This window comes from Mycobacterium senriense, assembly GCF_019668465.1.
GTDB lineage: Bacteria > Actinomycetota > Actinomycetes > Mycobacteriales > Mycobacteriaceae > Mycobacterium > Mycobacterium senriense.
The window spans coordinates 643,624-666,399 of record NZ_AP024828.1; the positions used below are offsets into that span (position 1 = coordinate 643,624).

Genomic DNA, 22,776 nt, shown 5'->3' on the forward strand with positions numbered 1-22,776 from the left:
TCCTCGACCTCCCACACGGCCGCTGACGAGCGCATACTTAACGCCGATGACCAACCCTTCAGACGCGGCCGGCGCGGCGCAACAGCGCAGGCCCGTCATGCTGACCGTCGACGACGATCCCTCGGTGTCCCGGGCGGTCGCCCGCGACCTGCGCCGCCACTACGGCGAGGATCACCGGATCGTACGCGCGGAGTCCGGGCCCGACGCCCTGGGCACGCTCAAGGAGCTCAAACTGCGCGGCGAGACCGTCGCGCTGCTGATCGCCGACTACCGGATGCCGCAGATGAGCGGCATCGAGTTCCTCGAACAGGCCATGGACCTGTATCCGGCGGCGCGCCGCGTGCTGCTGACCGCCTACGCCGACACCCACGCCGCCATCGACGCGATCAACGTCGTCGACCTGGACCACTACCTGCTCAAGCCGTGGGATCCCCCGGAAGAGAAGTTCTACCCCGTCATCGACGGCCTGCTGGACGCCTGGCGGGCCGCACCCGAGCACCCCATCCCGCACACCAAGGTGATCGGCCACCGCTGGTCGGCGCGGTCCTGGCAGGTCCGCGACTTCCTGGCACGCAACGGCCTCTACTACACCTGGTTCATGGCCGACGAACCCGCCGGTGAGCGGCTGCTCGCGGCGGCCGGCGAGGACGGCAGGCGGCTGCCGGTGGTGGTCACCCAACGCGGCGACACCCTGGTCGAGCCCACCGACGCCCAGCTGGCCGAGACGCTAGGCCTGACCACCACCCCGTCGCAGGAGTTTTACGACCTGATCGTGGTCGGCGGCGGCCCCGCCGGCCTGGCCGCGGCCGTGTACGGCGCCTCCGAGGGACTGCGCACGGTGCTCATCGAGCACACCGCCACCGGCGGCCAAGCCGGGCAGAGCTCGCGCATCGAGAACTACCTGGGCTTCCCCGACGGGGTCTCGGGCGGGCAGCTGGCCGACCGCGCCCGCCGGCAGGCGGAGAAGTTCGGCGCCGAGCTGATCACCGCCCGCAAGGCCACCGCCCTCGAGGTGAACGGATCCAAGCGCACCGTGCGGTTCGCCGACGGCGGCTCGATCGACGCGCACGCGGTCATCCTCGCCACCGGGGTCTCCTACCGCCAGCTGCAGGCCGAAGGCTGCACCGAGCTGACCGGCTGCGGCGTCTACTACGGCGCGGCCATCTCGGTCGCCCCGGAGTGCGAAGACGAAGAGGTCTACGTGATCGGCGGGGCCAACTCGGCCGGTCAGGCGGCCATGTTCCTGTCGCGGACGGCCAAGTCGGTCAACATCGTGGTGCGGGCCCCGTCGCTGGAGGCGTCGATGTCCTACTACCTCATCCAGCAGATCGAGGCGAACCCCAAGATCAACGTGCTGACCTGCACCGAGGTGCGGCGCGCCACCGGCGAGGGCCACCTCGAGAAACTGACCCTGGTCAACAACCGGACCGAAGAAACCGAGGACGTCACCTGCGCGCGAATGTTCATCTTCATCGGCGCCGCACCGCGCACCGACTGGCTGGACGGTGTGCTGGCCCGCGACGACCACGGGTTCATCCTGACCGGCCCGGACCTGCGCAACGTGTGCGGCTGGACGCTGGAACGCCCGCCACATCACCTCGAGACCAGCGTGCCCGGGGTGTTCGCCACCGGCGACGTCCGATCGACATCGGCCAAACGGGTCGCCGCCGCGGTCGGTGAGGGTTCGATGGCGGTCATGCTGGTGCACCGATACCTGGCCGAAGCATGACCGGCGCCGACTCCATGACCGACAAGATGCCCTGCGAGCCCGACGAGCTGCGCAGTCTGTTCCTGTTCGAGGCGCTCACCAACGAGCAGCTTGCCGTGCTGTGCAGCAACGGGCACATCCAGCACTACGAACCGGGTCCGATCTGCGTCGAAGGCGAACCGGCGACCTGCTTCTACGTCCTCATCGACGGCGAGCTGACCATGACCAAACTCTCCGGCGGCCAGGACATCGAAACCAACCGGACCTCGCAGCGCGGCGTGTATTGCGGGGCCTGGCGGGCGTTCACCGGCGGCAAGCAGAAGAATTACGACGCCTCGGTGCACGTGACCAAGCCGTCGCGCTTCTTCGTGATGGACGCGCCGGTGTTCGCGCAGTTCATGCGTGACCAGTTCCCCATGGCGGTGCACCTGCTCGACGGCATCGCCGTCGGCACCGACCGCACCCGCCGGATCATCGACAATCGCGAGAAGCTGCTGGCGCTGGGCCGTTTGTCGGCCGGGCTGACGCACCAGCTGAACAATCCCGCCGCGGCGATCTCGCGGTCGGCTGCGGATCTGCGCGAACGCGTGGCCAACATGCGGCAAAAGCTGGCGATGCTCGCCGACGGCACCATCACTCCCGAGGCGCTGAGCGCCCTGGTGCAGCTGCAGGATCGGGTCGCCGAACAGGTCGCCAAGTCGGCCTCGCAGCATCTGAGCGCGCTGGAGACCTCCGACCGCGAGGATGCCGTCGGCGACTGGCTGGAAGACCACGGCATCGACGGCGGGTGGGACATCGCGCCGACGTTCGTCGAGGGCGGCGTCGACACCGATTGGCTGGAGCGGATTTCCGCCGTCACCGAGGAGCTCGCGTCGACGTCGCTGGAGCAGGCGATCCGATGGATCAACTACACCATCGAGAGCGAGCTGCTGATGAACCAGATTCTCGAAGCGAGCAAACGGATTTCGGCGCTGGTCGCCGACGCCAAGCAGTATTCGCAAATGGATCGGGCCCCGTTCCAGGTGACCAATGTGCACGATCTGCTGCGCAGCACGCTGGTGATGTTCGCCGACCGACTGACCAAAGACGCGGGCAAGGACGGCGGCGCGCACCCCGTGGTCACGGTGGTCAAGGAGTTCGACCAGACGCTGCCCGAAATCCCCTGCTATCCAGGCGATCTCAATCAGGTATGGACCAACATCATCGACAACGCGATCGCCGCGATGCGCGACACCGGGGGCACGCTGACCATCCGCACCTGCCGGGAAGGCGAGAAGCTGGCCCGCATCGAAATCTGCGACACCGGCCCGGGCGTACCCGAGGACGTGCGCGAGCACATCTTCGAGCCCTTCTTCACCACCAAACCCTTCGGCGAGGGCACCGGGCTGGGCCTGGACCTGGCCTTCAACATCGTCGTGAAGAAGCACCGCGGGGACCTGCGGGTGGAATCGAGGCCCGGCGACACCCGGTTCATCGTGCTGCTGCCGCTGGAGCCCCCCGCCGCCGGCGTCGCCGGTGCCGTTCTCGACGATGTCGATGAGGATGTGGCCGACCCGGAATAGCTTTCACCGGGCGCAGGTTGGCAAGACCATGACCGATGCAGCGAGCAAACCCAATCTCGGCCGGTTCGGATCGTTCGGACGCGGCGTCACACCCGAGCAGGCCAGGGACATCGAAGCGCTGGGCTACGGCGCCGTCTGGGTCGGCGGTTCACCACCCGCCGAGCTGGCCTGGGTCGAGCCCCTGCTGGAGGCGACGACGACGCTGCAGGTGGGCACCGGCATCGTCAACATCTGGACCGCGGCCGCCAAGCCGGTGGCCGAGTCCTTCCACCGCATCGACAAGGCGTACCCGGGCCGCTTCCTGCTGGGCATCGGCGTCGGCCATCCCGAGGCGCATACCGAGTACCGCAAGCCCTACGACGCCCTCACCGACTACCTGAAGCAGCTCGATGACTACGGAGTACCCGCCAATCGCCGGGTGGTGGCGGCGCTGGGCCCGCGCGTCCTCAAGCTGTCCGCGGAACGCTCGGCCGGGGCACACCCCTACCTGACCACCCCGGAACACACCGCGCATGCCCGCGAACTCATCGGGCCGTCGGCGTTTCTGGCGCCCGAGCACAAGGCGATCCTGACCACCGACGCCGAGAAGGCCCGCGCCGTCGGCCGCAAGGCGCTTGACGTCTATTTCAATCTCGCCAACTACCGAAACAACTGGAAGCGGCTGGGTTTCACCGAGGACGAGGTCACCCGGCCGGGCAGCGACCGTCTGGTGGACGCGGTGGTGGCATATGGCACCGTGGACCAGATCGCGGCGCGGCTGCACGAACATCTCGACGCCGGCGCCGATCACGTCCCCGTGCAGGTCCTGACGAAGGATGAAAACCTGGTCTCGGCGCTGGCCGAGCTGGCGGGGCCACTGGGGTTGAAGCAGTCCTGACATGTCGTAGGGGGAGCCAGATGACCGAGGGAGTTTCACTCAAGCCCGAGCTGGGCCGGTTCGGCGTGTGGCTCCCCACCCGATCCATCTCCCCGGAGTTGGCCGCGGGCATCGAGTCGCTGGGCTACGGTGCCGCCTGGATCGGTGGATCGCCGGACGCCGATCTGTCCTGGGCCGACCCAGCCCTGGCGGGGACGACGTCGCTACAGCTGGCCACCGGGATCGTCAACATCTGGACGGCGCCCGCGCTGGAAGTCGCCGAGTCCTTCCGCCGGATCGAATCAGGCCATCCGGGAAGGTTTTTGCTGGGCATCGGGGTCGGCCACCCGGAGCACACCCAGGAATACGTGAAGCCCTACGACGCCCTGGTCTCCTACCTCGACGAACTCGACGCGGCCCTGGTGCCGACCAGCCGGCGGGTGGTCGCGGCGCTCGGCCCGCGGGTGCTGGGCCTCGCCGCGCAACGCAGCGCCGGTGCGCACCCGTATCTGACCACGCCGGAACACACCGCCAAGGCGCGCGATTTGCTCGGCGGTGCAGTGTATTTGGCGCCCGAACACAAGGTGGTGCTCACCACCGACGCTGAGGAGGCCCGCGCGATCGGACGTCAGACCGTCGAGTTCTACCTGGGTCTGAGTAACTACGTGAACAACTGGCTGCGGCTGGGGTTCACCGAAGCCGACGTGCACAAACCCGGCAGCGACAAGCTGATCGACGCGGTGGTCGCCTATGGCACCCCGGAAGACATCGCGCGGCGGTTGGGTGAACACCTGGAGGCCGGAGCCGATCACGTGGCGATCCAGGTGTTGGGCGACCACGACGAAGCAACGCTGCTACCTGCGCTAAGTGAATTGGCCGGACCGCTGGGGCTAACTCGCGCAAACTGACCGATCGGCTCCGTTAGGGTTTGGGCATGCGGTTACTGGTCACCGGCGGCGCTGGATTCATCGGCGCCAACTTTGTGCACAGCACGGTCCGCGAACACCCCGAGGATTCCGTGACGGTGCTCGACGCGATGACCTATGCGGGTCGGCGCGAGTCACTGGCCGACGTCGAGGACTCGATAGAGCTGGTGGTCGGTGACATCACCCACGCCGAGCTGGTGTCGCGGCTGGTCGCCGAATCGGATGCGGTGGTGCATTTCGCGGCGGAGAGCCACGTCGACAACGCGCTGGACAGCCCCAAGCCGTTCCTGCACACCAACGTGGTCGGCACCTTCACCATCCTGGAGGCGGTGCGACGTTACGGTGTGCGGCTGCACCACATCTCGACCGACGAGGTCTACGGCGACCTGGAGCTCGACGATCCGCAGCGGTTCACCGAGGCGACGCCGTATAACCCGTCCAGTCCGTATTCGGCGACCAAGGCCGCCGCCGACATGCTGGTGCGCGCCTGGGTGCGCTCGTATAGGGTGCGCGCGACGATCTCGAACTGCTCCAACAACTACGGGCCGTATCAGCACGTCGAGAAGTTCATCCCGCGCCAGATCACCAACGTGCTCACCGGCCGGCGGCCCAAGCTGTACGGCGCCGGCGCGAACGTCCGCGACTGGATACACGTCGACGACCACAACAGCGCGGTCCGGCGCATTCTGGACAAGGGCGAGATCGGGCGCACCTACCTGATCAGCTCCGAGGGCGAGCGCGACAACCTGACCGTGTTGCGCACGCTGCTGCAGATGATGGGCCGCGAGCCCGACGATTTCGACCACGTCACCGATCGTGTCGGCCATGATTTGCGTTACGCCATCGACCCGTCGACGCTGTATGACGAATTATGTTGGGCGCCAAAGCATACCGATTTTGAGGAGGGGCTGCGTGCCACCATCGACTGGTATCGCGCAAACGAATCGTGGTGGCGTCCGTTGAAAGACGCCTCGGAAGCCCGCTACGAAGAGCGTGGGCAGTAGCGTGGAAGTCCGCGAATTGAAAGTTCCCGGCGCCTGGGAGATCACCCCTACCGTGCACGGCGATTCGCGTGGCCATTTCTTCGAATGGCTCACCGACAAGGGGTTTCGCTCCTTCGCCGGTCATCGCCTGGACGTCCGGCAGGCCAATTGCTCGGTGTCGTCGGCCGGCGTGTTGCGCGGACTGCATTTCGCCCAGGTGCCGCCGAGCCAGGCCAAGTACGTGACCTGCGTTCGCGGTTCGGTGTTCGACGTCGTCGTCGACATCCGGGTGGGCTCGCCGACGTTCGGGCAATGGGATTCGGTTCTGCTCGACGACACCGATCACCGGACGATCTACCTGTCCGAGGGTCTGGGGCATGGCTTCCTGGCGCTGCAAGACAATTCGACGGTGATGTATCTGTGCTCGGCGGAATACAATCCGCAGCGCGAACACACGATCTGCGCAACCGATCCGGCGCTGGGCATCGACTGGCCGCTGGTGGACGGCGCGCCGCCCAACCTGTCCGATCGCGATGCCGCGGCGCCCAGCCTCGAGGAAGTGCGCGCATCCGGCCTGCTGCCCACCTGGGACGAGACAACGGCTTTCATCGACGGTATGCGCGACTGACGGCGCGCTATCGGCCGCCGCCAGAGACGCTCTTAGGCACGGCAATTGGCCGGCCACAGCTCACTTGATGCAAAAGGTGGCGCCCACTTATCAGCCTGCTGTACACGTATATAGTATGGCCTACGGTGCGACCGCCAGAATCCTCGGATAAGCCTCGAACAGCCCTGTTCTCGGATCGCTAGCGTTAGGATGTCGCCGATGATGCCGACAACGGCCGATGCGGGTGGCGGGGGACGCCGATGAAGCTAGGGCAGGTTTTCGATCCGCGCAGCAACGCACTGAACGCATGGCGGCTAGCGCTCGCGGCCGAGGTCATCTTCTGGCACACCTACCCGGTCCGGGGCCATCTGCCCTCGCTGCGGGCCGTTCTGCAACTCCTGCTCTCCGTGGGGGTGGACGGGTTCTTCGCGATCTCGGGATTCCTGATCACCGCGAGCTGGCTGAGCAACCCGAAACTGCGCGCTTACCTCGCCGCCCGAGCCCTGCGCATCCTGCCCGGCTTCTACGTCTGCATGATCGTGACGGCCTTCGTGTTCGCCCCGCTCAGTGTGGCGATCCAAGGCGGTTCGCCGACCAGGCTGCTGTTCTCGTTCGCGCCGTTCGAGTACGTCCTCAAAAACATCGGGGTCTTGTGGCTCAAGCCCGACGTGGGCGGCACCCCGTTCAACATCCCCAGTGCGGGCATCTGGAACGCTTCGCTGTGGTCACTGTTCTGGGAAGTCATGTGCTATCTGGTCGTCGCCGCCATTGGCGTGGCCGGCCTGGCCAACCGCAGGTGGGTCTCCCCGGCGATATTGGTGCTGGCCGCCATCGGGGCATCGATGCTGCCGCCCGTCACCTTCCCCGAGGTGTTCAACAAGCCGACCGGCAACGTGGGCATCGTCCTCGTCTTCATGGCGTGCCGGGCCGCGATCATGTTTGCCGCCGGAGCGCTGCTGTATCAGTGGCGCGACGTCATTCCCGCCCGCTGGTCGCTGGTCGCGGTGAGCGTGGTCATCGTGCTGGTGGCCGGCCAGCTGCCGGACTACCGGGTGGTCGCCGCCGTGCCGCTGGCCTACGCCGTCATCGTCTCCGGGTCCCTGCTGCACAACAAGCGATTGAGGTTGCGCACCGACGTGTCCTACGGCATGTACATCTACGCGTACCCGACACAGCAGCTGCTGGCGGTCCTCGGGTTGCTCAGCCTCAATCCGATCGTGTTCTGCCTGACCGTCGCGCTGGCCACCCTGCCGCTGGCCGCGGCGAGTTGGTTCCTGGTCGAAAAGCCGGCGAGGTCGCTCAAGGCGCGACTGAAACGAAGATCTGCCGACACCCACGGGCAAGCGGCGGTGGCGATGCCGCCGGAGGTCCCCGGTGCCGCTAGCCATGATCGCGGCAACGTGAGGGCGCAAGACGCGGCGCTGCCGGCAAAGGATCGCGGAGCGGCGACCTGATCAACGCCACCGCCCGCGTCGGCGCCCGTCGACTTTTGGCCCGTACGATGGCGCCGAAGACGAGTGGTGTGCAGGGGGCGGAGGCCGGATGAAATTAGGGCAGGTATTCGATCCGCGACGAAACGCGCTCAACGCACTTCGGTTGGCGCTGGCGGCCGAGGTGATGCTCTTCCACTCATGGCCTACCACCGGCCACATGCCGCCGAAATCGACCCTGCAGCTTTTCTTCTCGGTAGGTGTCGACGGATTCTTCGCGATCTCGGGCTTCCTCATCACCCGGAGCTGGCTCACCGACCCACGACTGCGCGACTACCTCGCCGCCCGCGCGCTGCGCATCCTGCCCGGCTTCTACATCTGCCTGCTCGTGACCGCGTTCGTCTTCGCCCCGCTCAGCATGGTGATCCAAGGCGGGTCGGCCACCAAGCTGCTCGCGTCCACCGCCCCGCTCCTGTACGTCGTGAAAAACAGTGCGATCGCTTATCTGCAGCCCACCATCGACGGAACGCTGCACGGCGTGCCGGGTGGACCCGCCTGGAACGGTTCCATGTGGTCGTTGATCTGGGAACTGCTGTGCTACCTCTTCGTTGCCGCCATCGGCGTGGCCGGACTAGCCAATCGTCGCTGGGTATCCCCCGCGGTTCTGGTAGTGGCAACACTGGCGGCGTTGGTGCTGCCGCCCCTGACATTCCCCGGGATATGGACCATCCCGCAGCTGGCGGTGCGCTCGGCCATCATGTTCGCGGCCGGAGCCATCATGTATCAGTGGCGGGACGTCATCCCCGCCCGATGGTCGCTCGTCGCCGTCTGCATCGTCATCGTGGTGGCGTCCGGGGCGCTGCCCGATTACCGGGTGGTCGGCGCGCTTCCGCTGGCCTACGCCGTCATCGTCTCGGGCTCGATGCTCAAGAGTGAACGGTTGAGACTGCGCACCGATCTGTCCTACGGCGTCTACATCTACGCATTCCCGGTCCAGCAATTGCTGGCCGTCAGTGGGCTCGCGACGCGCCTGCACCCGGTGCTGTTCTTTCTCGTGGCGGTGGCGACCACCCTGCCGCTTGCCGCGGTGAGCTGGTTCCTCATCGAGAAACCCTCGATGTCCCTCAAGCGCCGGCTTCGGATCAAGTGGTCGGCTCCCGTCGCATCCAGCTCCGACGAGCCCGGGCCGGTCAGCGCGGCCGAGGACCGGGCTGACCAGCCGGCTCCGAAGGCCCCGGGCGCCGCCTAGCCCAGGCTGACAGCGAGCACCCCCGCCCACAGCATTGGGGACATACCATTGGCGCAGGCCGATGGCTCTCGGGCAGGTATTCGATGCGCGAAACAACGCGCTGAATGTGTGCCGGCTGATACTGGCCTGTCCTACGGCGTGTACATCTACGCGTTTCCGGCCCAGCAATTGCTGGCCGTGGGTGGGCTCGCCCATCTGCAACCCATCGTGCTCTTTCTCGCCGCCGCAATTGCCGCGTTGCCGCTGGCGGCGGCAAGCTGGTTCCTCATCGAAAGGCCCTCGCTGTCACTCAAACGCCGGCTCAAACGACAGTGGTCTGGCCCCCTCGAAGCCGAAAGCGTCCACCAAGCCCCCACAACACCACCGTGACCACCTCGGCCGCCACGCTGACGGCCGCATACGGTGCCGGCTCCCAGCCCCGTTCGGAGAAGCCGGACAGGCCGACGGTGCGCGACAAGACGAACGCGACCAGGGAGCCGGCCGCGACCGCGGCACCGGCCCAGCGCAGCCACACGGGACCGCCGACCAGGATCAGCAGCGCGATCGCGAACGACAGGCTGGCCTGGGCCATGAATGCGGGACCGATATCCGGAATGTGTTGGTAGCCATGCACATAGAGGTAGGCGTGGCTGGCGGCACTGACGATCAACGACGCGGCCAGGCCGATCCGGACCAAGATATTCGTCAAAGTCATTGCAGTGCAGTCTCCTTCAGGGCCAGGGCGGCCTCTCCTCTGGTGTAGCTGACCTCGCGGATGCCCAGCGCGTCGCGCAGCTTGCCGGCCGGCAGCGTGACCGGCTTTGGGGCGGGACCGTCACCCGGTCGCGGCAGCGGATACGCGGTGGTGGTGCCGCTGTAGAACGTGACATTGTCCTCCGTCTTGGAGAACAGTTGGTGGACATGGCCGTTGAGGCACGTGACCGAGGAGAACCGCCGTAGGTAGCTCAGCGCCTGGGTGGCATCGTCGGTGCCCCAGCCCCATTGCGGGTACATCGCGAACAACGGGATGTGGCTGAACACGATGATGGGGGTATCGCTGGAAAGACGCGCGACGTCCTTCTTGACGAACTCCAGCTGATCGGCGCCCAGATGCCCGAGCTTGCGCAGATTCAACGTGTTGACCAACGCGATCAGGTGCACGCCGGCGATGTCAAGGCTGTACCACCCGTCGCCGACGGAGCCGGCACCGAACGTGTTTCGGTACTTCTGACCAGTGTCGTCGATCGAGTCGTGCTCGCCCGGCACGGTGAACACGTGCGGAGTCTTGAGGCCGGTCATCATCTGCTTCACCTGGTCGAACTGCTCGGGGCTGGACAGGTGGGTGAGGTCTCCAGTGTGGATGACGAAATCCGGTGTGTAGCCGAGGTTGTTGACCTGATCGATCGCGTGGCCAAACGTCCCGGCGACGTCCGGATTGGGCGCCCCGGTGAAACCGATGTGGCTGTCGCTGATCTGGGCGAACCGCAGGGCGGGCCGGCCCACGACGTGCTGCGCCTTGGCCTGGCCCGCGACATGCGAGATGACCTCGCCACCGGCCACGGTGAATCCGACCGCCGCCCCGAACCATGCCGTGTGCCGGATGAGCTGGCGGCGGGTCATGCCGTTTGCCTGGGCACTCATCACGTCACCACCACGGTGCCGCGCATCATCGGGTGGATCGAGCAGACGTAGTCGAAAGTCCCGGCGGTGGAGAAGGTGTGGGTGAAGGTGGCGCCGGTTCCCATGCCGGGTGAATGAAACGAGCCGTCGCTGGCGGCCACCGTATGGGGTTCTTCGTCGCGGTTGGTCCACGTGACGGTGGTCCCGACGGGCACGGTCAGGGTCACCGGCGCGAACGCGAAGCCGTCGATGGTGACCTGGTCGCCGCGCACCGGAGCCGCCGACGCGGTGATCGACGTCGCGGTGGTGGGCGCGGCGGTGGTCGCCACCGGCCGTGACTGGGAGCAACCGGCCAACAGCAGCACGCCCACGGCCGCCATGGTCGCCGAATGCCTTCGAAGCATGGGTATATCCATGCCCAGAGATAGGGCCGCGGGTTACACCACTCAGGCCGGCCGCTCGGTACGCGGCGGGGCGAATACCTCGATGACCCCGTTGACCTCACGAACCATCAACGCGGGCAACGGCTTTGGCGCGATCGGCAGCTGGTGGGTGAGCACCTGCCCGCTGGGCGAGAACGACGTGATGTGGCAGGGACAGCGCAACGTGTCGTCGGGTGCGTCGAACCACAGCTTGCAGCCCTGATGGGTACACACCCCGGAGACCGCCTGGATCTTGCCGTCGACGCGGCGGACGAATCCGGTGACCGAGCCGAGGTCGAAGGCGCGCGTCGCGCCGTCGGGTACATCCGAGCCGGCCGCGACGCGCTGCCAGCTGCCCTCGTTGGGCGTGAGTTGCCCGGCGGCGATTTCGGGGGCCCGACCGTCGCCGGTTTGCCCTGCGATCAGCGCGCGATCGACGGACACCGCGGCGACCGCGGCGGTGGCGGCGGCCGATGTGCCGACGATGACCTGGCGGCGCGTGCTGCCGCGCACCTGCGGCGGTTCCGTTGGCGCGCCGGACATCTGCTCGGCGATACGCCGGTGCAGGTCGGTGACGAATTCCTGGCGCGGCGCGTCACCACCCTCGCGGGCGGCGCGCAGGTCGATGGCCGTGCGCAGTTGCGCCGCCTCGAAGTCGTCGGGCGCGAACGGCCTGGGCCGGCGCCCCCGCAGCAGGTCGTCGACATAACGTCGCAGCCCTCGCGCATTCATCGCTGGCCCCCATCGTTGACCTGCGCCGCCAGCCGCAGGGCGCGGTGCTGGAGCACTTTGGCATTGGCCACGCTGATCCCGAGTTCCGCGGCCGACTCCTTGATCGAATTGCCCCGCAGGAAGCGTGATTCCAGGATCTGGCGGTAGCGGTCCGGCAGGTTGTCCAGAACCCGGGCAACACGTTGCGGTGCGGTGCTGATCGCGTCCTGGCTTTCGGCTGGTTGTTCGATGTCCTCGATCGAGGTTATCTCCCGGCCCAGCGTCTCGCGCCAGTGCGCGGCCAGCACCGTCCTGGCCGTCGCCCGCAGATACGCGCGCACCTCGGCGACACTCGCGGTCAGCCGCATCGGCCGCAGCGCGGCGAGGAAGACCTCGGCGGTGAGGTCTTCGGCGTCGGTCTGGTTGCCGACGCGTGCGAACAGCGTGCGGTACACCCACGTCACGTTGTCGGAGTAGACGGCTTCCCAGTTCGGATAGCCGGCATCATCGCTGTCGGGCACCGCGCGCAGGGGTCGCGGGCCGACGGGTTCGTTTCGTGCCGCCACATGCCTCCTTTACCCGATGAATATCGACTCGGGTTACACGGGTCAGGGCGCCGCGAGTGCGGCGTCGGCGGCCATCAGCCGATCGAGCTTGCTGGCGGTGGCGGAGAAGACGGACTCCGCGATGCCCAGAATCCGGTCCCGGACCCGGGGCTTCGCCGAGGCCGACGGCAGCAGGTGGCCGATCAGATGGCCGAACAGATCCAGGCGCGCCGCGGACAACCAGGACATCAACTCCGGGTCATCGAACCAGCGCAGCTGGTTGCTGTAGTCGGCCAGTGCCAGCCGTAACCAGTCGACGTCGGTGTCCGGATGGGGCAGAGGTACGCACAGCTCGTTTTTCACGGCGTCGTCCCGGTAGGCGGCTTCGACGTGGGCGATCAGCGCGGAACTGAAGATCTGTTGGCAGCCGCGCACGCTCTGCAGGGTGATGCGTCCGGGATGGAAAATGGGTGTGGCGGGCCGCTTTTCGGCGCCGTCCGCGGTGCAATCGATGAACAGCTCGTCGTCGCCGAGCGCGACGGTGCCGCCGTCCAGGATCATCCTGCCGGGCTCGATAACCAGTACGTGGCCCATGCGCACCACATCGGTGATGCGGCGCAACTGCTCGAGTTCGAGCCGGGTGACCGTCGCGCAGCGGTACATGGCGGGCTTGACCGCCGGGTCGATCCGTAACAGCACGCCGGCATCCTCGAGACGCGTGAACAAATCGTGCACCGAGGCCGCGTCGTTGATCGCGCGCAGCTGAGCGGTGAAGCTGGCCTTGAGCTTGTCGGCGAACAACGCGCCGGGCTGCATCGTCTCGCGATCCAGCAGCCAGGAGTCGCGCGGCATGATCCAGGTCAGCCGGTCCGGCCCGACACCGTGACTCAGCAGCCACAGGCAGGTGTCGATGCCGGTCTTGCCGGCCCCGACGACGACGTAGCGCTCGTGCGCACCGAGCCGGGGCAGGTCGTTGGGCGGCACGCATTGGATGCCGTCGGCGACTTCGTAGGGCGGGCGCCGCATGGCCGGAACGGTGACCCGCATGTAGGTGGCGTCGACGACGCGGCGCGTGACGCGGACGGTGTGGTCGGCGCCGGCGAGCGTGCGAAACCGGCCATCGCCGAGGTATTCGCTCATCGGGAAATAGCCGACCCGGCCGGTCGGCAACCACTCCCGGCGCATGATGCCCTCGTAATACGCGCAGATCTCGCCGGCGGTCGCCAGTTCGTAAAGGCCGCGGTTCCAACCCACTTGGTCGATGGTGTCGCCGCCCAGCCGTGACGAGTTGACGCCGTAGAACGCCGAGGGTTGATGCAGCCGCACAAACGGATAGGCCATGGTCCAGTGCCCGCCGGGCGCGTGGTGCCGATCCACCACCACCACGCGGGCCTCCGTCTCGGTGACCAGCGTGTCGATGAACGCCATCCCCATGGCGCCCGCGCCGACTATTAGGAAGTCGGCCTCGATGGTGCGCATACAGCTGTCAGGCTAGCCCGGTACCCACCTTGCCAAGGGTCGAACCGGGTTACTAGGATATGCAAGTATCCGCTTACGCCCGTCAACCACACTCGAGGGCCCCATGACCACACAGATTCCGCACTTCATCGATGGGCAGCGCACCGCCGGCCAGTCCGGCCGCAGCGCTGACGTCTTCGACCCCAGCACCGGGGGTGTTCAGGCGACGGTGCCCATGGCCGGCCAAGCCGACATCGATGCCGCGGTGGCGTCGGCCGTCGAAGCCCAAAAGGGTTGGGCCGCAACAAATCCCCAGCGGCGCGCGCGGGTGATGATGCGCTTCATCGAGCTGGTGAACAAGCACAACGACGAGCTGGCCGAGCTGCTGTCGCGCGAGCACGGCAAGACACTGGCCGACGCCAAGGGTGACATCCAGCGCGGCATCGAGGTCATCGAGTTCTGCCTCGGCATCCCCCACCTGCTCAAGGGTGAGTACAGCGAGGGCGCCGGACCCGGCATCGACGTCTACTCGCTGCGCCAGCCCCTGGGCGTCGTCGCCGGCATCACCCCGTTCAACTTCCCGGCGATGATCCCGCTGTGGAAGGCCGGCCCGGCGCTGGCCTGCGGCAACGCATTCGTGCTTAAGCCCAGCGAGCGGGACCCGTCGGTGCCGGTGCGGCTGGCCGAGCTCTTCCTGGAAGCGGGCCTGCCACCCGGCGTGTTCCAGGTCGTGCACGGCGACAAGGAGGCCGTCGACGCCATCCTGAATCACCCCGACATCCAGGCGGTCGGGTTCGTCGGCAGCTCCGACATCGCCCAGTACATCTACGCCGGGGCCGCGGCCACCGGCAAGCGCGCGCAGTGCTTCGGCGGCGCCAAGAACCACATGATCGTGATGCCCGACGCCGACCTGGACCAGGCCGTCGACGCGCTGATCGGCGCGGGGTACGGCAGCGCCGGCGAACGCTGCATGGCGATCAGCGTCGCCGTTCCGGTCGGTGAGAAGACCGCCGATCGGCTGCGCGCGCGGCTCATCGAGCGGATCAATAACCTGCGCGTCGGCCACAGCCTGGACCCCAAGGCCGACTATGGTCCGCTGGTGACCGAGGCCGCTCTGGCGCGGGTGCGCGATTACATCGCCCAGGGTGTGGACGCGGGAGCCGAGCTGGTCATCGACGGCCGCGAACGGGCCAGCGACGACCTGGCTTTCGGTGACGCCAACCTCGAAGGCGGCTTCTTCATCGGCCCCACTTTGTTCGACCACGTCACGCCGGACATGTCGATCTACACCGACGAGATCTTCGGACCGGTGTTGTGCATCGTGCGCGCGCACGACTACGAGGAGGCGCTGCGGCTGCCGTCCGAGCACGAATACGGCAACGGCGTGGCGGTTTTCACCCGCGACGGCGACGCGGCCCGCGACTTCGTCTCCCGCGTCCAGGTCGGCATGGTCGGTGTCAACGTGCCGATCCCGGTGCCGGTGGCCTACCACACCTTCGGCGGCTGGAAGCGTTCCGGCTTCGGCGACCTCAACCAGCACGGCCCCTCGTCGATCATCTTCTACACCAAGACCAAGACGGTCACGTCTCGGTGGCCGTCGGGCATCAAAGACGGCGCCGAATTCGTCATTCCCACAATGGATTAGGGTCACTGCCTGATGGCTTCATTTACCCTCAACGACGACGAACGGGTCATCACCGAGACGGCCGCCGCGTTCGCCGCCAAGCGCCTCGCCCCGTTCGCCCTGGAATGGGATGCGGCCAAACATTTCCCGGTGGACGTGCTGCGCGAATCGGCCGAACTCGGCATGGCGGCGATCTACTGCCGCGAGGACGTCGGGGGCAGCGGACTGCGCCGGCTCGACGGCGTCCGCATCTTCGAGCAGCTGGCCATCGCCGACCCCACCACCGCCGCGTTCCTGTCCATTCACAACATGTGCGCGTGGATGATCGACACCTTCGGCACCGCCGAGCAGCGCAAGGACTGGGTCCCGCGGCTGGCGTCGATGGACGTCATCGCCAGCTACTGCCTCACCGAGCCCGGCGCCGGGTCTGACGCCGGCGCGCTGAGCACCCGTGCCGTCAAGCAGGGCGGCGACTACGTGCTGGACGGCGTCAAACAGTTCATCTCCGGCGCGGGCGCCTCGGACGCCTACGTGGTGATGGCCAGGACCGGCAACGAGGGACCGCGCGGCATCTCGGCCTTCGTGATCGAAAAGGGCACCGCGGGGCTGAGTTTCGGCTCGCTCGAGGAGAAGATGGGCTGGCATGCCCAACCCACCGCTCAGGTGATCCTGGAAGGGGTCCGGGTGCCGGCCGACGCGATGCTGGGCGGCGCCGACGGCGAGGGCGCCGGATTCGGCATCGCGATGAAAGGCCTCAATGGCGGTCGACTCAACATCGCCGCGTGCTCACTCGGCGGCGCCCAGGCAGCCGCGGACAAGGCCGGGGCCTATGTTCGCGATCGGCAGGCGTTCGGGTCGTCCCTGCTCGACGAGCCGACCATCCGCTTCACCCTGGCCGACATGGCCACCGGCCTGGAAACCTCGCGAATGATGTTGTGGCGGGCGGCCGATGCGCTGGACGCTGACGATCCCGACAAGGTCGAGTTGTGTGCGATGGCCAAGCGCTACGTCACCGACACCTGCTTCGAGGTCGCCGACAAAGCCCTGCAGCTGCACGGTGGCTACGGCTACCTGCGCGAGTATGGTCTGGAAAAGATCGTCCGCGACCTGCGGGTGCACCGAATCCTGGAAGGCACCAACGAAATCATGCGGGTGGTCATCGGCCGGGCCGAAGCCGCACGGGTCCGCGCAACCGCATAGACAACCGCATAGAAAGGTCTCCAGATGACCGAGCACCTGACGGTGGCCTTCCTGGGCCTCGGCCACATGGGCGGGCCCATGGCAACCAATCTTGTTGCGGCCAAACATGCGGTGCGCGGATTCGATCCCGTCCCCGCGGCGCTGTCCGCGGCGGCCGAGGCCGGCGTCACCGGATTCGACAGCGCCACAGCCGCGGTGGCCGGGTCGGACGTGGTGATCACCATGCTGCCCAACGGGGAGCTGGTCAAACGCTGCTACGCGGAGATCCTGCCCGCCGCGCGGCCCGGCGCGTTGTTCATCGACAGCTCCACGATCTCGGTCAACGATGCCCGCGAGGTGCACGCGCTGGCCGAATCGAGCGGCGTCGCACAGCTGGACGCCCCCGTCTCGGGCGGGGTGAAAGGCGCCGTCGCCGGGACGCTGGCGTTCATGGTGGGCGGCGACGCCGACGCCCTGCAACGGGCGCGCCCGGTGCTGGAGCCCATGGCGGGCAAGATCATTCACTGCGGCGCGGCCGGAGCCGGACAGGCCGCCAAGGTGTGCAACAACATGGTGCTGGCGGTGCAGCAGATCGCGGTCGGCGAGGCGTTCATCCTCGCCGAGAAGCTCGGTTTGTCCGCCCAGTCCCTGTTCGACGTCATCACCGGGGCGACCGGCAACTGCTGGGCGGTGCACACCAACTGCCCTGTGCCGGGCCCGGTCCCGACCTCCCCGGCCAACAACGACTTCAAGCCCGGCTTTGCCACCGCGCTGATGAACAAGGACCTCGGCCTGGCGATGGACGCGGTGACCTCCAGTGGTGCTGCGGCGCCGCTGGGTACGCACGCCGCGGAGATCTACGCGGAATTCGCCACCGAGCACGCCGATAAGGACTTCAGTGCCGTCATCGAGATGCTGCGCGGCAGCTGAACTTATGCGACCCTGGCTTCCACCACGCTGAGCGGTGAAGCGGTTCGTACCATCCTGGTCATCTCAAACCCCGCTTGGCTCAGCAGATATCGGTACTCGGCTGCCGTGCGTTCCCGAGCCCCCAGATTCAACAGCATCTCCAGGTCCACCCAGTTTCCCGGGAAGTCGCGGTCGTTGTCCGGGATGACCATTTCGACCAGGAGCACCTTGGCTCGCGGGCCCGCCGCTTGGCGAACATTGCGCAGGATCCGGACCGCCGTCTCGTCGCACCAGTCGTGAATGATGTTCTTGAGGATGTAGGCGTCACCACCAGCCGGAACAGTGTCGAAAAACGATCCGTGTGCGATGCGCACCCGGTCGGCGACACGGTGCTTTTCCAATAGTGGGCGCGCGCTCGCGACGACCGATGGCAAGTCGTATAGCACGCCGCGGGAAGCGGGCGCAGCCGCGAGGACGGCGGCCAGCAGCGGTCCGTGACCACCGCCGACGTCGACGATGGTGGGGTAGGTGCTGAAGTCGTAACCGGCGATGACGGACGCTGTGGTCAGCTCCGAGATGTTGGTCATCGTCTGGTTGAAGAGCTCGGCGAGCTCGGGCTCGTCGGCGAAGTATTCGAAGCTGTCCTTGCCGTGCAGCGCCGGGACGACCGAGAGGCCGGTGCGGACCGAATCAACGAGCAGGGTCCATCGTTCGCGCTGCTCCCGCGACCCATAGAACCGTGCCGCGGATGTCGTCGACACCGGTGCATCCGAACATAGTGTCGCCGCAAGGGAATTCAGCTCATAGCGGCCATCGCGGCGGCGGCGGAAAACCCCCCGGCCGATCAGGGCGCGCAGCAACCGGCGCAGCGCGTCGGCGTCCGCGCCCACCCGGTCTGCCAGGTCCTCGATCGGCAGCGGGCCGATGGCCAGCGCATCGGCGATGCGCAATTGGGCCGCCACCGTGATCGCCTGCGAAGTCCAAGTGGCGGTGATCATTTCCATCATCGCCGCCGGCGGGGGTACCAGCCGTTGATGTAGCCGGTACAGGAGATGGCGGATCCATTCGACAACGCGGGCCAGCCGGGGCGGCGGCAACTTGGCGCTTGTCGGCATCATCTCACCTCCGATCAGACGCTCGTGGGCAAGGCGGTAGCGAGATCTCGACTGATCTCCGCGGACATCCGGCTGTGACTCACCTTTTGCAGGAAAGCCGCCAGCGCCCAGGTCATGAACCGGTCCGAGATCATTGCCGCCGGCCTCAGCGTGGATTCGCTGCGAGACACCTGCTGCGTGGTCACCCACGACACGACCTTGACCTGGCGACGCCGGGTCTTCTCGTACCGGCGCAGCGCGCTCGCGAGATGACGCCTGCCGCCGGGAAGAGTCGTCCAGTCAAAATTCGACAGCGCCCTGCACAGCACCATCGTGTCGAGCAGCGCCTGGTTGGTCCCCTGCGCAAGGGTGGGCGGCATCGTGTGCGCGGCATCGCCGAGCAGCGTGACAACGCCGCGGCCCGTTCGGGGAATCGGATGCCGGAAATGCGGGAATGGCGAAGGGGCAAGATCCTCATCGTTCAACGCCACCAACACGCGATCAACAAGTTCGGACCATCCGGTGAAGTGGGAGCGCAGCATGTCGATCGGACGTGGCGGTCTGACGAAATCAGACGACCACGGCAGGTCAAACCACCACTGCAGATCCGAGCCTCCAGCCGGCCACAGTCCAAGGTTTGCGTGCTCGCCGATGATCATGAGCGCGACGTTCCTATCGACCCGGCCGGGAAGCGTCACAAGTCCCTGCCAGCTGCACCAGCCCGTGGGCCGCGCGGCCGGTCCGCCAACGTGATCGCGGACCCTCGAGTGCAGACCGTCCGCGCCGATCAGCAGATCCCCTTCGACCGAGCTGCCGTCGTCGAATTCGACCCGCACCCCATTGCAGGTGTTGAAGAAACCGAGGGCACGGCGGTTGAACCGAATGCGCTCTGCGGGAAACCCTTCCAGCAGGCGTTCAAGCAGGCGCCGACGCGGGACCATCCGGACCGGAGCGCCCAACCGTGCCGTGATCGTGGTCAAGTCCACCGTGGTGATCCGGCGACCGGTCGGTGTCATGACGCACACCGTGGACAGTAGCTGCCCGACACCGTCCATGTCGACACCGAGCTGGTCCAAAACCCTTGCGCCATTGGGCCAAATGGTTACGGCTCCCCCACCTGGCTGCGAATCTGGGCGGCGCTCGAAGACGGTGACATCATGCCCGTCGCGCATGAGTCCCCGGGCAACGGAGATGCCCCCGACACCGGCACCGACGACGAGGATGCGAAGCGGCATCGGTGTTAGTTCCGCGCAGGCCAATGGTTCATCGCAGACCTCCCACCGCTATCACGTAGGGCGTCGACGGGAGGTTCAAAAGTCGCCGGCGTTGCGCCGCAGTGTCTCAATGGACGACACGAGTGCTTCGGACTCATCGGCATCGATCCCGATGTCAGCGAACACTTGCTCGTTGAGCGTGATGGTGGCGTCCTCGACGGTCGAGCGGCCGAGATCGGTGATCTGCACGAGGGTGGTGCGCCCGTCGGTGGGGTGGGGCACCCGCTGCACCAGCCCGTTGGCTTCCAGCCGACGGATCGCATGCGTGACGCTGGTGACGTGCACCTGCAGCCGGTCAGACGCCTTGGTGATGGGCAACTCACCGCTGCGGCTGAAGGCCAGGAGCCGCAATAACTCGAAGCGGGAAAAGCTCAAGTCGTAGGGTCGCAGCGCGTTCTCGACGCGCGCGAGCAGGATCTGGTGAGCCCGCATCACCGAGGTCACCGCAACCATGCCCGGCGCCACGTCACCCCAGCCGGCGCGCGTCCAGTTCGCCCTCGCCTGTGCGATCGGGTCGGGTTTGTCGGATGCGGAAGGGGCCACGCCCTTTCTTACCGCACTTTGGCCGTGATTTTCCTCAGGCGTGTGACTTTGCCACCGCGGCCAGCACCGCGCGGGTGGATGCGCGGTTCCCCACGGTGATCCGCGCCCCTCCGTCGGGGTAGTGCCGGACCTTCAGCCCAGCCTCACCGAACCCCTGTTGCCAGTGCCGCCCGGCGGCCGGCAGGTAAACGAAGTTGGCATGTCCGTCGGTAGTGCACACCCCCAACGCGGCGAGGCGCCGGGACAAGTATTGCCGCTCACCGCTGATTCGCAGAATGCGTTGCCACAACTGATCGTCGGCCGCATAGGAAGCAGCCACCGCGACCAGGCTGGTGATCCCCATGCCGAACGGCAATTGCATCCTCCACAGGATCGCGGCGAGCTCTGGTGAGGCGAACCCGTAGCCAATACGAAGTCCGGCCAAGCCATAGGCCTTCGAGAACGTCCGCAGCACCACGACATTCGGGAAGCGCCGCACCAGATCAGGTCCGCCGACGCGGTGCTGTGGGGCGACGAACTCGATATAGGCCTCGTCGAGTAGCACGACAGTGTCTTCTGGCACGCGGCGCAGGAATCGTTCGACCTCACAGACGGGTTCCATCGTACCGGTCGGATTGTGCGGCCGGCACAGGACGACGACGTTGGCGCCCGTCGCCGCCTCGGCCATGGCCTGCAGGTCGTGGTGGCCAGATTCGTCGAGCGGAATGGTGATCGGCGTGAGGTGGGCCATCCGCGCGAAGATCGGGTATCCGTCGAATGTCGGCTCGCTCAACACAATCCGGTCACCTGGCCGCGTCACCGCATGCAACACCTGCATCGCCACCCCGCTCGCCCCGGCTCCGAGCACGACCTGCCCGTCGCCCACCCCAACGTGACCGGCGACGAGTGTCCGCATCCGTTCGGGGCGGAATTCGGGATAACGATTCGCGGCGTCGATCGAGCGGATCAAAGCCGAACGCACAGCCGGCAGCGGCGGGAACGGGTTTTCGTTGAGGGACAGCGCCAGCGGATCGATCGCGTCCGGCAATGTGCCGCCTGGCTCGACGGGGTCCGCTTCCAGCACGACAGACATCAGTCTCGACCGCCCCAGCGGACTGCGGCCGCGCCCGCGAAGTCGCCGGCGTGCGCGAAAGCTGCCATCATCACCACGTTGCCTGCCTTGAGCTGACCCTCGGATATCGCACGGTCGAGGTTGATGGGGATGCCGGCACCGAACAGGTTGCCGCACTCGTCGAAGGTGTCGCGATGACGTTCGGGCGGCACCTCGAGCGCCTCACGCCAGTTACGCAGAAACACCCGATTGGGCTGATTGGTCACCAGCAGATCGATCTCCTTGGCGGACAACCCGATACGGTCGCAGACCGCGAGCGCGACTTCGGGAACCTGCCTGTTGCCGCGCGCCAACACCTTGGTGATCTTGCTTTCGGTGAAACCGATGCAGCCCTCACCCGGTCCGGGTTGCCACCATTTGCGGGGCGGGTCGATGGCGATGGTCATGTCGCCGGCATATTCACCGTAGGTGCGGCACTCGACATCGAGAATCGGTGAATCGTTCGACAGCGTGACCAGGCCCACGGCGGCGCCGTCACCGGGCACCGACGACTGCGCCTTCGCCCGCACGCCGGGTTGGTCGAAGATCTGTCCGGCAGCGTTCTGCGCGACGGCGATGAGCGCGGTGCGCCCCTCGCCGGACGTCAGGAGTCGGCGGGCCAGCTTGAGCCCCAGCACGAACGCCGCACAACCGCCGTTGTGCAGATCCAGCACCCAATTCGGTCGCATGCCCAATCGGTTAGCGATGCTGCCACCTCCGCCGTAGAACGGCATGTCGGGCATCTGAGAGTGGGTGATCAGCACGTCCACGTTGGCGATGACGTCGCGGCCGTTCCGTTCGATGACACCCGCGGCGGCCCGCTCGACCATGTCGACAACGGTTTCATCTTCCGCGACGTGATGGCGGAATTTAGGGGCGCGGAACATCAGGTTGTCGGCCAGCTCGTCAGAGCCGGCGAACTGCGCGTAATAGTCTGCGCCGATGGGTTGTCCGGGCAGGTAGATCGAGACGTCGGTCAGGCTCGCGGTGGGTTGCTTCATGTGCAG

General features: G+C 66.9%; 22 protein-coding genes and 1 pseudogene. 12 read left to right on the forward strand and 11 right to left on the reverse strand.

Annotation, left to right across the window (positions count from 1 at the left end):
• Positions 1–46 precede the first annotated feature (46 nt).
• The 9 genes and pseudogenes from MTY59_RS03135 to MTY59_RS27165 form a co-directional block, all read left to right on the forward strand.
• Entirely contained in the window at positions 47–1,729 is a 1,683-nt protein-coding gene (locus MTY59_RS03135; RefSeq protein ID WP_221044381.1) for an NAD(P)/FAD-dependent oxidoreductase, read from the forward strand.
• Positions 1,726–3,270, forward strand: a complete 1,545-nt coding sequence (locus MTY59_RS03140; protein WP_221044382.1) for an ATP-binding protein — start codon at positions 1,726–1,728, stop codon at positions 3,268–3,270. Before MTY59_RS03135 ends, MTY59_RS03140 begins: the two co-directional genes overlap by 4 nt.
• Before the next feature lie 28 nt (positions 3,271–3,298).
• Entirely contained in the window at positions 3,299–4,147 is an 849-nt protein-coding gene (locus MTY59_RS03145) for an LLM class F420-dependent oxidoreductase (RefSeq protein WP_221044383.1), read from the forward strand.
• 20 nt (positions 4,148–4,167) lie between these two features.
• On the forward strand, positions 4,168–5,034 hold the full coding sequence (locus MTY59_RS03150; protein ID WP_221044384.1) for an LLM class F420-dependent oxidoreductase: 867 nt from the start codon (positions 4,168–4,170) through the stop codon (positions 5,032–5,034).
• A 26-nt stretch (positions 5,035–5,060) separates the two neighbouring features.
• Complete coding sequence (gene rfbB, locus MTY59_RS03155) at positions 5,061–6,056, forward strand: dTDP-glucose 4,6-dehydratase (protein ID WP_221044385.1); 996 nt, start codon at positions 5,061–5,063, stop codon at positions 6,054–6,056.
• 1 nt (position 6,057) lies between these two features.
• The gene (gene rfbC, locus MTY59_RS03160) at positions 6,058–6,663 is read left to right on the forward strand and encodes a dTDP-4-dehydrorhamnose 3,5-epimerase (protein ID WP_064950313.1); all 606 of its coding nucleotides are present in this window, start codon (positions 6,058–6,060) and stop codon (positions 6,661–6,663) included.
• A 239-nt stretch (positions 6,664–6,902) separates the two neighbouring features.
• Positions 6,903–8,096 carry an acyltransferase family protein gene (locus tag MTY59_RS03165; RefSeq protein WP_221044386.1) on the forward strand — a complete coding sequence of 398 codons (1,194 nt, stop codon included), beginning with the start codon at positions 6,903–6,905 and terminating at the stop codon, positions 8,094–8,096.
• Between the two features lie 88 nt (positions 8,097–8,184).
• Complete coding sequence (locus MTY59_RS03170) at positions 8,185–9,321, forward strand: acyltransferase family protein (protein WP_221044387.1); 1,137 nt, start codon at positions 8,185–8,187, stop codon at positions 9,319–9,321.
• Positions 9,322–9,441: 120 nt separating this feature from the next.
• Positions 9,442–9,690: pseudogene (locus MTY59_RS27165) on the forward strand (acyltransferase family protein); the annotation flags it as partial.
• On the opposite strand, the gene MTY59_RS03175 reads toward MTY59_RS27165, so the two are convergent.
• The 6 genes from MTY59_RS03175 to MTY59_RS03200 are packed head-to-tail and all read right to left on the reverse strand — an operon-like array spanning position 9,623 to position 14,077.
• Complete coding sequence (locus MTY59_RS03175) at positions 9,623–10,015, reverse strand: hypothetical protein (protein WP_221044388.1); 393 nt, start codon at positions 10,013–10,015, stop codon at positions 9,623–9,625. The pseudogene MTY59_RS27165 and the gene MTY59_RS03175 overlap by 68 nt on opposite strands.
• Complete coding sequence (locus MTY59_RS03180) at positions 10,012–10,941, reverse strand: metallophosphoesterase family protein (RefSeq protein ID WP_221044389.1); 930 nt, start codon at positions 10,939–10,941, stop codon at positions 10,012–10,014. The genes MTY59_RS03175 and MTY59_RS03180 overlap by 4 nt, the downstream gene beginning before the upstream one ends.
• Positions 10,941–11,324, reverse strand: a complete 384-nt coding sequence (locus MTY59_RS03185) for a cupredoxin domain-containing protein (protein WP_250160708.1) — start codon at positions 11,322–11,324, stop codon at positions 10,941–10,943. Before MTY59_RS03185 ends, MTY59_RS03180 begins: the two co-directional genes overlap by 1 nt.
• Positions 11,325–11,366: 42 nt before the next feature.
• Positions 11,367–12,074, reverse strand: coding sequence for a QcrA and Rieske domain-containing protein (locus MTY59_RS03190; protein ID WP_221044390.1), 708 nt, complete (start codon positions 12,072–12,074; stop codon positions 11,367–11,369).
• Positions 12,071–12,619: an RNA polymerase sigma factor gene (locus tag MTY59_RS03195; protein ID WP_221044391.1), complete on the reverse strand. Its 549-nt coding sequence runs from the start codon at positions 12,617–12,619 to the stop codon at positions 12,071–12,073. The genes MTY59_RS03190 and MTY59_RS03195 overlap by 4 nt, the downstream gene beginning before the upstream one ends.
• A gap of 42 nt (positions 12,620–12,661) precedes the next feature.
• Positions 12,662–14,077, reverse strand: coding sequence for an NAD(P)-binding protein (locus tag MTY59_RS03200; protein WP_221044392.1), 1,416 nt, complete (start codon positions 14,075–14,077; stop codon positions 12,662–12,664).
• A gap of 103 nt (positions 14,078–14,180) precedes the next feature.
• Here MTY59_RS03200 and MTY59_RS03205 point away from each other — a divergent pair, with 103 nt between their 5' ends.
• From MTY59_RS03205 to mmsB, 3 genes are read left to right on the forward strand one after another with little or no spacing between them, the layout of a single operon-like run.
• The gene (locus MTY59_RS03205; RefSeq protein ID WP_221044393.1) at positions 14,181–15,701 is read left to right on the forward strand and encodes a CoA-acylating methylmalonate-semialdehyde dehydrogenase; all 1,521 of its coding nucleotides are present in this window, start codon (positions 14,181–14,183) and stop codon (positions 15,699–15,701) included.
• Positions 15,702–15,713: 12 nt separating this feature from the next.
• The gene (locus MTY59_RS03210) at positions 15,714–16,880 is read left to right on the forward strand and encodes an acyl-CoA dehydrogenase family protein (RefSeq protein ID WP_221044394.1); all 1,167 of its coding nucleotides are present in this window, start codon (positions 15,714–15,716) and stop codon (positions 16,878–16,880) included.
• A 24-nt stretch (positions 16,881–16,904) separates the two neighbouring features.
• Positions 16,905–17,789, forward strand: a complete 885-nt coding sequence (gene mmsB, locus MTY59_RS03215) for a 3-hydroxyisobutyrate dehydrogenase (RefSeq protein ID WP_221044395.1) — start codon at positions 16,905–16,907, stop codon at positions 17,787–17,789.
• 2 nt (positions 17,790–17,791) lie between these two features.
• On the opposite strand, the gene MTY59_RS03220 is transcribed toward mmsB, so the two are convergent.
• From MTY59_RS03220 to MTY59_RS03240, 5 genes are all read right to left on the reverse strand, one after another.
• Positions 17,792–18,883, reverse strand: coding sequence for a methyltransferase (locus tag MTY59_RS03220; protein WP_221046239.1), 1,092 nt, complete (start codon positions 18,881–18,883; stop codon positions 17,792–17,794).
• Positions 18,884–18,897: 14 nt separating this feature from the next.
• Positions 18,898–20,097: an FAD-dependent oxidoreductase gene (locus MTY59_RS03225; protein ID WP_221046240.1), complete on the reverse strand. Its 1,200-nt coding sequence runs from the start codon at positions 20,095–20,097 to the stop codon at positions 18,898–18,900.
• A gap of 75 nt (positions 20,098–20,172) precedes the next feature.
• Positions 20,173–20,679 carry a MarR family winged helix-turn-helix transcriptional regulator gene (locus tag MTY59_RS03230; protein WP_221044396.1) on the reverse strand — a complete coding sequence of 169 codons (507 nt, stop codon included), beginning with the start codon at positions 20,677–20,679 and terminating at the stop codon, positions 20,173–20,175.
• Positions 20,680–20,713: 34 nt separating this feature from the next.
• A complete protein-coding gene (locus MTY59_RS03235; protein ID WP_221044397.1) occupies positions 20,714–21,751 on the reverse strand; it encodes a pyridoxal phosphate-dependent aminotransferase in 1,038 nt (345 codons plus the stop codon).
• The gene (locus MTY59_RS03240; RefSeq protein ID WP_221044398.1) at positions 21,751–22,770 is read right to left on the reverse strand and encodes a 3-oxoacyl-ACP synthase III family protein; all 1,020 of its coding nucleotides are present in this window, start codon (positions 22,768–22,770) and stop codon (positions 21,751–21,753) included. The genes MTY59_RS03235 and MTY59_RS03240 overlap by 1 nt, the downstream gene beginning before the upstream one ends.
• Positions 22,771–22,776 lie beyond the last annotated feature (6 nt).

Coding starts and splice junctions, on each gene's coding strand:
- MTY59_RS03185 (WP_250160708.1), bottom strand. CDS start 11,324: ATGCTTCGAAGGCATTCGGCGACCATGGCGGCCGTGGGCGTGCTGCTG.
- MTY59_RS03175 (WP_221044388.1), bottom strand. CDS start 10,015: ATGACTTTGACGAATATCTTGGTCCGGATCGGCCTGGCCGCGTCGTTG.
- MTY59_RS03165 (WP_221044386.1), top strand. CDS start 6,903: ATGAAGCTAGGGCAGGTTTTCGATCCGCGCAGCAACGCACTGAACGCA.
- MTY59_RS03135 (WP_221044381.1), top strand. CDS start 47: ATGACCAACCCTTCAGACGCGGCCGGCGCGGCGCAACAGCGCAGGCCC.
- MTY59_RS03220 (WP_221046239.1), bottom strand. CDS start 18,883: ATGCCGACAAGCGCCAAGTTGCCGCCGCCCCGGCTGGCCCGCGTTGTC.
- MTY59_RS03225 (WP_221046240.1), bottom strand. CDS start 20,097: ATGCCGCTTCGCATCCTCGTCGTCGGTGCCGGTGTCGGGGGCATCTCC.
- MTY59_RS03180 (WP_221044389.1), bottom strand. CDS start 10,941: ATGAGTGCCCAGGCAAACGGCATGACCCGCCGCCAGCTCATCCGGCAC.
- MTY59_RS03170 (WP_221044387.1), top strand. CDS start 8,185: ATGAAATTAGGGCAGGTATTCGATCCGCGACGAAACGCGCTCAACGCA.
- MTY59_RS03205 (WP_221044393.1), top strand. CDS start 14,181: ATGACCACACAGATTCCGCACTTCATCGATGGGCAGCGCACCGCCGGC.
- MTY59_RS03200 (WP_221044392.1), bottom strand. CDS start 14,077: ATGCGCACCATCGAGGCCGACTTCCTAATAGTCGGCGCGGGCGCCATG.
- MTY59_RS03145 (WP_221044383.1), top strand. CDS start 3,299: ATGACCGATGCAGCGAGCAAACCCAATCTCGGCCGGTTCGGATCGTTC.
- MTY59_RS03210 (WP_221044394.1), top strand. CDS start 15,714: ATGGCTTCATTTACCCTCAACGACGACGAACGGGTCATCACCGAGACG.
- MTY59_RS03235 (WP_221044397.1), bottom strand. CDS start 21,751: ATGTCTGTCGTGCTGGAAGCGGACCCCGTCGAGCCAGGCGGCACATTG.
- MTY59_RS03140 (WP_221044382.1), top strand. CDS start 1,726: ATGACCGGCGCCGACTCCATGACCGACAAGATGCCCTGCGAGCCCGAC.
- MTY59_RS03150 (WP_221044384.1), top strand. CDS start 4,168: ATGACCGAGGGAGTTTCACTCAAGCCCGAGCTGGGCCGGTTCGGCGTG.
- rfbB (WP_221044385.1), top strand. CDS start 5,061: ATGCGGTTACTGGTCACCGGCGGCGCTGGATTCATCGGCGCCAACTTT.
- mmsB (WP_221044395.1), top strand. CDS start 16,905: ATGACCGAGCACCTGACGGTGGCCTTCCTGGGCCTCGGCCACATGGGC.
- MTY59_RS03240 (WP_221044398.1), bottom strand. CDS start 22,770: ATGAAGCAACCCACCGCGAGCCTGACCGACGTCTCGATCTACCTGCCC.
- MTY59_RS03190 (WP_221044390.1), bottom strand. CDS start 12,074: ATGAATGCGCGAGGGCTGCGACGTTATGTCGACGACCTGCTGCGGGGG.